Consider the following 11,150-nt stretch of genomic DNA (forward strand, 5'->3'; position numbering starts at 1 on the left):
TAATTTTAAAAATATAAAAATAAATAAAAAAACTAGGAGGAAATAAAATAATGGCATTTAATAAAGAACAATTTATAGAAGATTTAAAAGCTATGTCTGTATTAGAATTAAAAGAAGTAGTTGAAGCTATTGAAGAAACATTTGGAGTATCAGCTCAACCAGTAGCAGTTGCAGGAGGTGCAGCAGCAGGAGGTGCAGCAGCTGAAGAAAAATCTGAATTTGATGTAATCTTAGTATCTGCAGGAGGAGCTAAATTAGCAGTAATTAAAGAAGTAAGAGGAATTACTGGATTAGGACTTAAAGAAGCTAAAGAATTAGTTGAAGCTGGCGGAAAAGCAATTAAAGAAGGAGTTGCTAAAGAAGAAGCTGAAGCAATAAAAGCTCAATTAGAAGGTGCAGGAGCAACTGTAGAATTAAAATAGTAAAAAGAAAATCAATAGTGAAGACACTCTTAAGGATTATAGAGAGTGTCTTTTTCCACTATAAAACTTTAAAATTGATAGACAATTTATTCTTTTTTGTATTAATTTTTATAAATAAGTCAAACAAATTCATAATTATAATACGATAAAGCTACTTCTAAAAGAATATCGAAAAGGATTACTTTTAGATGAATTCAGTTGTTTTTAAATAATCAAATCTGAAAGTAGTTTTGGTATAATTAACTTTAAGGCTAAATATAGAGGTTTACATGTTTAAAACAGGAGTATTTTTAGTCTATTTTTTAGTTTTTTATAGTATAACGATATGAGTTTTTATAAAGGTTGCTTAGTTTAAGTGACGTGAAATAACAAATCGAAATTATGAGAACATTTTTAGATGAAGTTTGAATTTTTAAATTTAATTTTTGATTTGAATTTAAGAAGAATGTGTTCTTTTATAGGGAGGAATTTTTTAAATGAACAAACTTATTGAAAGATATAGTTTCGGGAAAATAGTAGATAGAGGGGAAATGCCGCACTTTTTAGAATTTCAACTAAATTCTTATGAAGATTTTTTACAGACTAAAGTGCCACCTCAAAAAAGAGAAAATAAAGGTTTTGAAGCAATCTTTAATGAAATTTTTCCAATTGAATCCAGCAATGGATTACTAAAATTAGAATACTTATGGTATGAAATTCACGATAATGATGAGCCTTTAAATGATGAATTGGAATGTAAAAAAAGAGGTAAAACATATTCTGGACAATTAAAAGTTAGATTAAAATTAACTAACAAGAGAACAGGAGAAATTCAGGAAACATTAGTTCATTTCGGAGATATACCACTTATGACTGATAAAGCGACATTTATTATAAATGGTGCTGAAAGAGTCGTTATTTCTCAATTACACAGATCACCAGGAATTACTTTTAACAAGGAATTAAATATTCAAACAGGAAAAGATGTGTTTATTGGGAAAATTATCCCTTATAAAGGAACATGGCTTGAATTTGAAACTGATAAAAATGACATCTTAAATGTAAAAATTGATAGAAGAAAGAAAGTATTATTGCCAGTATTTTTAAAAGCGGTTGATTTTTTCCAAAATAATACGGAAATTATGAATCATTTCTTTGAAGAAAAAGAAGTAGAGTTGTCAGAACTATATTCAAAATATAGAGATACTGAGCTGGAAGAAGTTTTACGTTCAAGATTAGAAGGAAGTTTTGTAAGGGAAGATATTTTAGATGAAGAGACAGGAGAATTTGTTGCAGAAGCAGAAGAAATTATTGATATGCCTGTAATTCAGAAAATAATTGATGCAAAAGTGCCTGTAATTAATATTTGGGAAGTGAAGCCTGAAGATAGAATTATTGCAAACGCTTTAGTGCATGATAGTACAAAAAATAGTGATGAAGCTGTTATTGAAGTATTTAGAAAATTGCGTCCAGGCGACTTAGTAACTGTGGACAGTGCAAGATCACTTGTTAAACAGATGTTTTTTAATCCGCAAAGATACGATTTGGCAGATGTTGGAAGATATAAAATTAACAAAAGGCTGAAAATAGATGTACCAGCAGATGTGATTGTACTGACAAAAGAAGATGTTTTACAAACTATTGAATATGTAAAAAATCTTGTAAGCGGAGAAGGCTTTACAGATGATATTGACAACTTATCAAATAGACGTGTAAGAGGTGTTGGAGAGTTACTTTCTATCCAAATAAAAGGTGGAATGCTTAAAATGTCTAAAATGGTCAGAGAAAAAATGACAATTCAAGATATCACAACACTGACTCCACAAAGTCTTTTAAATACAAAACCATTAAATGCATTAATTCTTGAATTTTTTGGAAGTGGACAGCTGTCACAATTTATGGATCAGTCTAATCCATTGTCAGAATTAACTCATAAGAGAAGAATTTCAGCATTAGGACCAGGGGGACTTTCAAGAGATAGAGCAGGATTTGAAGTGCGTGACGTTCATAACTCGCATTATGGAAGAATTTGTCCAATAGAAACTCCAGAGGGACCAAATATCGGACTTATTGCTTCACTTTCAACTTATGGGAAAGTTAATAAATACGGGTTTATAGAAACTCCGTTTGTAAAAATAAACGATGGAAAAGCTGATTTTAATGATATTAGATATTTAGCAGCTGATGAAGAGGAAGGACTGTTTATCGCACAGGCTGATACTCCTATTGATAAAGACGGAAATTTCTTGACTGATGAAGTTGTTTGCCGTTATGGAGATGAAATTGTGCATATTGATAAATCAAAAGTTGATATTTTGGACGTATCACCTAAACAGCTAGTATCTGTTTCAGCAGGATTAATTCCATTCTTGGAACATGATGACGCCAACCGTGCATTGATGGGTTCAAATATGCAACGTCAAGCAGTACCATTATTAAAAACTCAGGCTCCTTATGTAGGAACTGGGCTTGAAAGAAAAGTTGCTGTGGATTCAGGAGCAGTAATTACTTCAAAAGCAGCAGGAACTGTAACTTTTGTGGATGCAAGAAAAATTATTGTAACTGATAAAGAAGGAAAAGAACATTACCATAGATTATTAAACTTTGAAAAATCTAACCAATCAATGTGCTTACATCAAAAACCAATTATTGATTTGGGAGATAAAGTTAAAAAAGGTGACATTATTGCAGATGGACCATCTACTGCGGGTGGAGATTTGGCATTAGGTAAAAATATCTTGCTGGCATTTATGCCTTGGGAAGGATATAACTTTGAGGATGGAATCCTTATTTCTGAAAGACTTAGAAAAGATGACGTGTTTACATCAATTCATATTGAAGAATTTGATATTGAAGCAAGAACTACAAAATTAGGAGATGAAGAAATCACAAGAGAAATTCCTAATGTTTCTGAAGAAGCTTTGAGAAATCTTGATGAAAATGGAATTGTAAGAATAGGAGCTCATGTAACTCCTGATGATATCCTTGTTGGAAAAGTAACTCCAAAAGGGGAAACTGAACCACCAGCAGAAGAAAAATTATTACGTGCAATATTTGGGGAAAAAGCAAAAGATGTAAGAGATACTTCATTAAGACTTCCACACGGAGTAAAAGGAACTGTTGTAGATGTACTTGAATTGTCTAAGGAAAATGGAGATGATTTGAAAGCTGGAGTAAATAAACTAATCAGAATTTATATTGCCGAAAAAAGAAAAATAATGGTTGGGGATAAAATGTCTGGACGTCATGGAAACAAAGGGGTTATTTCAAGAGTATTACCAGTTGAAGATATGCCACATTTAGAAAATGGAACACCGATAGATGTTTGTCTTAACCCACTTGGGGTGCCATCACGTATGAATATCGGACAGGTTCTGGAAGTGCATTTGGGACTTGCAATTGGAGATATTGACAAATATATTGCAACACCAGTATTTGATGGAGCAAGTGAAGAAGACGTTAAAAATTACTTGGAAGAAGCTGGATACAGCAGAACTGGTAAAGTAAAACTGATAGACGGAAGAACTGGACAGCCATTTGACAATCCAGTAACAGTTGGACGTATGTATATGTTAAAACTTCACCACTTGGTAGAGGACAAAATGCATGCCAGAGCAATTGGACCATATTCACTTGTTACTCAGCAGCCACTTGGAGGAAAAGCCCAATTTGGTGGACAAAGACTTGGAGAAATGGAAGTTTGGGCATTGGAAGCCTACGGTGCGTCAAATATCCTTCAAGAAATGCTTACAGTTAAATCAGATGACATTAGCGGAAGAACAAAAACTTATGAAGCTATCGTAAAAGGACAGGCAATGCCAGAAGCAGACGCTCCAGAATCATTTAGAGTATTAATTAAGGAATTCCAGTCACTTGGATTAGATGTAGCTCTTTATGATAAAGATGGGGAACAAATTGAACTAGATAAGAATATAGATGCTTAGTAAAAAAAATGGGTAAAAAACAGAATTTTAAATTAAAAATTAAAATATAAAAAGTTTTCCCACTTTACTTTTCAAAAAAAGTGGAATTAAAGAATAGAGGAGGCTCTTAACGAATGAGTATAAGAGATTTTGACAGTATTCAAATAAAATTGGCATCGCCAGAAAAGATTTTGGAATGGTCGTATGGTGAAATTACAAAAGCCGAAACAATAAATTATAGAACTTTAAAACCTGAAATGGATGGATTATTCTGTGAGAGAATATTTGGGCCGTCTAAGGATTATGAATGTGCCTGCGGGAAGTACAAGAGAATGCGTTACAAAGGCATGGTATGTGAAAAATGTGGTGTTGAAGTGACAACTTCAAAAGTTAGACGTGAAAGAATGGGACATATAAAACTTGCTACTCCAATTGCACATATCTGGTATTCTAAAGGTACGCCTAACAAAATGAGCCTTTTATTGGGAATCAGTACGAAAGAATTGGAATCAGTTCTATATTTTTCGAGATATATTGTGACTGATCCAGGAGAAACTGGGCTTCAAAAAGGTGAAATTCTAACTGAACGTGAATATAAATTATATGAAAATCAGTTTAAAAATGAATTTACAGCAAAAATGGGAGCTGAGGGAGTTCTAACCTTACTTGAGGAAATCGACTTGTTTGAACTAGAAAAAACTTTGCAAGGAGAAATGGATACAGAACACTCTACACAAAAAAGAAGAAAAGTTATAAAAAGATTAAAAGTAGTTAGAGATTTGATAGAGGCAGGGAACAGGCCAGAATGGATGATTTTGACTGTATTACCTGTAATTCCTGCGGATTTACGTCCGATGGTTCAATTAGACGGTGGAAGATTTGCCACTTCTGACTTGAATGATTTATACAGAAGAGTAATCAACAGAAATATCAGACTTAAAAAATTGATGTCAATAAAAGCGCCTGAAATTGTAATAAAAAATGAAAAAAGAATGCTTCAGGAAGCAGTTGACGCATTAATTGACAATGGTAGACGTGGAAAACCAGTTGTTACACAAAACAACAGGGAATTAAAATCACTTTCTGATATGTTAAAAGGGAAACAAGGACGTTTTAGACAAAATCTGCTAGGAAAACGTGTGGACTATTCGGGAAGATCGGTTATCGTCGTTGGACCAAATTTAAAAATGAATCAATGTGGACTTCCTAAAAAAATGGCACTTGAGCTGTATAAACCATTTTTAATGAGAGAACTTGTAAAAAGAGAACTTGCCTCAAATATAAAAGTGGCTAAGAAAATGGTTGAGGAAGAAGACGAAAATGTATGGGAATTGATTGAAGAAATTATAAAAAATCACCCAGTTCTTTTAAATAGGGCGCCAACATTGCACAGACTTTCAATTCAAGCCTTTGAGCCAACATTAATTGAAGGGAAGGCAATAAGACTTCATCCACTTGTATGTTCTGCTTTTAATGCAGATTTTGATGGAGACCAAATGGCAGTGCACTTAGTATTGTCACAGGAAGCCCAAATGGAAGCAAAATTATTAATGCTTGCAACAAATAATATTATTGCACCATCGAGTGGTAGACCAATAGCAGTTCCATCGCAAGATATGGTAATGGGATGTTATTATATGACAAAAGAAAGAAAAGGTGTTAAAGGAGAAGGAAAATCTTTCTCTAACAAAAACCAGTTGATTACAGCATACCAAAATGGACAGGTTGCAGTTCACGCACTTGTAAATGTAAGAATTGATGGGCAAACAATACAAACTACACCTGGACGTCTTATGTTTAATACAATGCTTCCAAAAGAAGTAAGAGATTATACAAAAACTTTTGGTAAAGGTGAATTAGGAAAATTAATCGCTGAATTATATAAAAAATTTGGATTTGAAAAAACATCTGAATTACTTGATAAAATTAAAGAATTTGGATTCCATTATGGAACACTTGCTGGAATTACTGTTGGAATTGAAGATTTGGAAATTCCTGAAAGTAAAAAGGCTATTTTGGAAAAAGCTGAAAATGAAGTGGCTGAAATTGAGGAACAATATAAATCTGGAGAAATTATTGATGCAGAAAGATACAGAAGAACAGTTGCAATATGGGATGAGGCAGTTTCAAAAGTAACTAAGGAAATGATGGATAACTTGGACGAATTTAACCCAGTTTACATGATGGCGAACTCTGGAGCCAGAGGTTCGATTGCACAAATGCGTCAACTTGGTGGAATGCGTGGACTTATGGCAGATACGCAAGGGCGTATTATCGAAATGCCGATTAAAGCCAACTTTAGAGAAGGACTTAACATTCTTGAATTCTTTATGTCATCACATGGAGCGAGAAAAGGACTTGCGGATACAGCATTGAGAACTGCCGATTCAGGATACTTAACAAGAAGACTTGTTGATATTTCACACGAAGTTATTGTAAATCATGATGACTGTGGATGTGAACATGGAATTGTCGTATCAGATTTGATGGATGCCGGAGAAGTAATCGAAAAATTAAGTGAAAGAATTTACGGAAGAAACTTGGCAACAGACTTAATTCATGAAGGAAAAGTAATTGCCAAAAGAAATACTTTAATAACTGATGATTTGATTAAGAAGATTGAAGAATTAGATATTCGTGAAGTTGAAATAAGAACACCTTTAACTTGTAAACTGGAAAAAGGAGTTTGTAAAAAATGTTATGGATTAGATCTTTCTAACCACAAGGAAATTCTTAAAGGAGAAGCAGTTGGAGTTATTGCGGCTCAGTCAATTGGGGAACCTGGTACACAGCTTACAATGCGTACTTTCCATACAGGAGGGGTAGCAACAGCGGCATCTGTTCAGTCAGATTATAAAGCTGATGTTTCTGGAAAAGTTAAGCTTAAAGATATATCTATACTTGTAAATGATGAAGGGAAAGAAATCGTTGTTTCACAAAATGGACGTGTAATAATAGGAAAACATAGATATGAAGTGCCTTCAGGTTCAACTTTACACGTAAAAGATGGAGATTCTGTTAAGAAAGGTAAAGTGCTAGTAGAATTTGATCCTTATCAAATACCGATTATTACATCTGTTGCAGGAAAAGTAGAATTTAGAGATATTTATGTAAAAGAAAATATTGATGTAAAATATGGAGTTACTGAAAAAGTAGCAATAAAACCTGTGGAAAGTAATGATGTAAACCCAAGAATAATAATTTATACAAAAGGTGATAAGAAAGTAGAATATGCAGTTCCTTATGGGGCATATTTAATGGTAAGCGAAGGAGAAACTGTTAAAAAAGGTCAAATTATTACAAAAATCCTAAAAACTGGAGAAGGAAATAAAGATATTACAGGAGGTCTTCCTCGTGTACAAGAATTATTTGAGGCAAGAAATCCTAAAGGAAAAGCTATTCTATCAGAAGTTGCAGGGCGTGTAGTTTTCTCTGACAAAAAGAAAAAAGGTATGAGATTAATCTTGATTGAAGATCCTGAAACAGGAGAATTAATCCAAGAATATACTGTTCCTGTGGGAGAACATTTAGTTGTAACTAATGAAATGTTAATCGAAAAAGGTGCGAAAATAACTGACGGGCCTGTTTCACCACACGATATTCTGAAAATAAAAGGACTTGTAGAAGCACAGCAATTTATTCTTGAATCAGTACAGCAAGTTTATAGAGAGCAAGGAGTTGCGGTTAACGATAAACATATTGAGATAATCGTAAAACAAATGTTCCAAAAAATTAAAGTTAAAGAAGCTGGAGATTCATTATTCCTTGAAGATGAGTTAATCGATAAAAAAATTGTGGAACGTGAAAATGAAATATTAATTTCAAAAGGAAAACGTCCAGCAACTTACGAACCAGTAATTCAAGGTATTACAAAAGCAGCTGTAAATACAGAAAGTTTCATTTCTGCAGCATCGTTCCAAGAAACTACAAAAGTTCTTGCAAATGCAGCTGTTGAAGGAAAAACAGACAGACTTGAAGGATTGAAGGAAAATGTAATCATTGGTAAAAAAGTGCCAGGAGGTACAGGATTCAATGATTATAAATATTTGGATGCAGTCTTAAAAAATGATATTGTAGAAGAGGAAGCTGTGGAAACTGAAGTGGAAGTAGATGGAGAAAAAGTAGAAGTTACAGAAACTTTAGGTGCCTTGAAGGACAATCCAAATGAAATTATAGAAACTGTTGAGGAAACAGCAGAAGTTGAATAATTAAGATAATTTAAACTTGATTAGTAAATAGCAACTATGAATATAAAATTTTAATATTACTGTCAAAATTAGATTATTAATATAATATTGTGAATAGGGAGATTTGTGAATATAAATTTCCCTTATTCGCGTAAAAAAATAAAAGGTGGTTTCTAATGAAAGGAAAACTATTCATTGTTTCAGGGCCTTCAGGCTCAGGAAAATCAACAGTTACAAAATTAGTAAAAGATCGACTAAATATTCCATTATCAATATCAGCTACAACTCGACAGCCAAGAGACGGAGAAATCGATGGCAAAGATTACTTTTTCTTAACTAAAGAAATTTTTGAACAAAAAATAAAAAATGATGAATTTTATGAATATGCAAATGTTCATGGAAATTATTATGGAACATTGAAAGAAGTAGTAGAAAGTAATTTAAATAAAGGATTAAATGTAATTTTGGAAATTGATGTGCAAGGTGCATTAATTGCAAAGGAAAAGAAAAAAGACGCTGTATTGGTATTTTTTCGTACAAAGGATATGGAAACTCTTGAAAAAAGGCTTCGTAACAGAAATACTGATACAGAAGAAGTTATTCAGACACGTTTAAAAAATGCGTTAAAAGAACTGGAATATGAAAAAAAATATGATTACACTATAATAAATAATGATATTGAAGAATCTTGCACAGCATTGATAAATATTATTAATCCACAAAATTGATATAAATTCTAAAATAATAGGAGAAAATTATAAAAAATGAAAAAAGAAAAAATAACAATAGATGAACTATTGACTAAAATACCGAATAAATATGAACTTGCAATTGTATCAGGAAAAATTGCGAAAAGAGAATTTGCTAAAGGAAAGCAAAAATCGGAAATAATGGATGAAGTTTTTAAAGATATTATGGAAGATGATGTGGAAATAATTCGTGAAACTAATGAGGAAAATTAAAAAAATTTGTTTATAAAGTATTGACTATTTAAAAAAACAAATTATACTAATAGTGTAAATATTTTTTATTGACTGTTTTTTTTATGGAGGAATAAAAAATAATGATTTATAGTGAAAAAGAGATACAGAAATTAATTGATAATTTAGATATTGTTCAAGTGATTGGAGAATATGTAAATTTAAAAAAGGCAGGTTCAAATTATAAAGGCTTATCTCCTTTTAAAGATGAAAAGACTCCATCTTTTACAGTCAGCCCAGTAAAAAATATTTTTAAGGATTTTAGTACACAAATTGGTGGAAATGTGATTTCGTTTTATATGAAAATCAATGATGTCAGTTTTATTCAGGCAGTAGAAGAGTTATCTCGAAAGTATAATATTCCGCTCAAGAAAAATAGGAAATATAGGACAATCAATCAGGAAATTGAAAGAAAAAAGGCTATAAACAAGGAATATTACGAAATAATGAATGAAGCCCAGATATTTTTTAGAGAAAATATTGAAAAATATCCTGAAGCATTAGAATATATGAAGGAACGTGACTTCTCTATTGAAGAAATCAGAAAATTTGGGATAGGATTTGCCAATAGTTCAAGAGATGAATTATTTCAGCATTTGTTAAAAAAAGAATTTCCAGAAGAAAAGATAATAGAATTAGGACTTGTCAAAAGAAATGAAAATGGTGAAATTTATGATAGCTTTAGAAATAGAGTGATTTTTCCAATTTACAATATAAATTCTCAGATTGTAGGATTTGGGGGACGTATAATTGAAAAAAATACTAATTTGCCTAAATATCTAAATTCTCCAGATTCGCCTATTTTTAAAAAAGGAAATGAACTTTTTGGAATAAAGCATCAAGGAGAAAATATTAGGAAAAAAGGCTTTGCGATGCTGATGGAAGGTTATCTTGATGTACTTACAGCCCAAAAGAATGGTTTTGAAAATGCAGTTGCAAGTCTTGGAACAGCACTTACTGAGGAACAGGCACAACTTTTAAAAAAATATACAGATAAAATATTGATTTCATATGATAACGATGAAGCTGGGAAAAATGCCGTAATAAAAGCAGGATACATTTTAAAAAAATATGATTTTGATGTAAAGTGTCTAGTTATAGATGGAAATGAGAAGGATCCTGATGAGTTCTTGAGGAAAAATGGTAAAAAGACATTTATAGAAGTTGTAAAAAAATCAGAAGAAATTTTTGATTTTTTAACAAAGGAAGCTTCAAAAGATTTGGATTTGAATGATATAAGTGGCAAAAGAAAGTTCATTGAAAGATTAAAGCCATTTTTTTCAAATGTTACGAGCAATCTGAATAAAAATCTATATTTACAGAGATTATCAGCTAATTTTGAAATTGATGAATTTATTTTAGCAGAGGAACTGAAAAATTTATCGAAGAAAACTTCTGAAGGGAAAAAGAGAAAAAGCTATGAAAATCAGAAAGTTCAATATAAAAAATTAAAAAAAGATTTATACATTGAGCTGGAAGAACAGACACTCATGTATATCCTGGAATTTTACAGATCTGAAAAGGAAAAGTGCATGGAACTGCTGAGCAAAGGATTTAGCCATCCGCTCTTTAATGAACTGATAGAAAAGTTAAAGGCTGTAGAGTTTGATATAATGCAGCTTGAAAAAATTGATATTAGTGAAGAAAACAGAGAAATTA

Annotated in this window: 6 protein-coding genes; all 6 read left to right on the top strand. The window is 31.9% G+C overall.

The genetic code is table 11. The features are described 5' to 3' along the window. Positions 1–50: 50 nt before the first annotated feature. Entirely contained in the window at positions 51–422 is a 372-nt protein-coding gene (gene rplL, locus Q0370_RS04850; protein WP_147004882.1) for a 50S ribosomal protein L7/L12, read from the top strand. A gap of 476 nt (positions 423–898) precedes the next feature. Beyond that, positions 899–4,345: a DNA-directed RNA polymerase subunit beta gene (rpoB, locus tag Q0370_RS04855; RefSeq protein WP_299572857.1), complete on the top strand. Its 3,447-nt coding sequence runs from the start codon at positions 899–901 to the stop codon at positions 4,343–4,345. Between the two features lie 113 nt (positions 4,346–4,458). Next, on the top strand, positions 4,459–8,532 hold the full coding sequence (gene rpoC / locus Q0370_RS04860; RefSeq protein WP_299572859.1) for a DNA-directed RNA polymerase subunit beta': 4,074 nt from the start codon (positions 4,459–4,461) through the stop codon (positions 8,530–8,532). 155 nt (positions 8,533–8,687) lie between these two features. Further along, positions 8,688–9,239: a guanylate kinase gene (gene gmk / locus Q0370_RS04865; protein ID WP_299572862.1), complete on the top strand. Its 552-nt coding sequence runs from the start codon at positions 8,688–8,690 to the stop codon at positions 9,237–9,239. Between the two features lie 36 nt (positions 9,240–9,275). Continuing rightward, the gene (locus tag Q0370_RS04870; RefSeq protein WP_021745206.1) at positions 9,276–9,473 is read left to right on the top strand and encodes a DNA-directed RNA polymerase subunit omega; all 198 of its coding nucleotides are present in this window, start codon (positions 9,276–9,278) and stop codon (positions 9,471–9,473) included. A 101-nt stretch (positions 9,474–9,574) separates the two neighbouring features. Beyond that, positions 9,575–11,150 (top strand): DNA primase (gene dnaG / locus Q0370_RS04875; RefSeq protein ID WP_299572869.1); only part of this gene is annotated, 1,576 nt, incomplete at its 3' end.

The organism is uncultured Leptotrichia sp. (assembly GCF_938036635.1).
Taxonomy (GTDB): domain Bacteria; phylum Fusobacteriota; class Fusobacteriia; order Fusobacteriales; family Leptotrichiaceae; genus Leptotrichia; species Leptotrichia hongkongensis.

Excerpts from the sequence above, each read along its gene's own strand:
- rplL (WP_147004882.1), top strand. The coding sequence starts at position 51 with ATGGCATTTAATAAAGAACAATTTATAGAAGATTTAAAAGCTATGTCT.
- rpoB (WP_299572857.1), top strand. The coding sequence starts at position 899 with ATGAACAAACTTATTGAAAGATATAGTTTCGGGAAAATAGTAGATAGA.
- rpoC (WP_299572859.1), top strand. The coding sequence starts at position 4,459 with ATGAGTATAAGAGATTTTGACAGTATTCAAATAAAATTGGCATCGCCA.
- gmk (WP_299572862.1), top strand. The coding sequence starts at position 8,688 with ATGAAAGGAAAACTATTCATTGTTTCAGGGCCTTCAGGCTCAGGAAAA.
- Q0370_RS04870 (WP_021745206.1), top strand. The coding sequence starts at position 9,276 with ATGAAAAAAGAAAAAATAACAATAGATGAACTATTGACTAAAATACCG.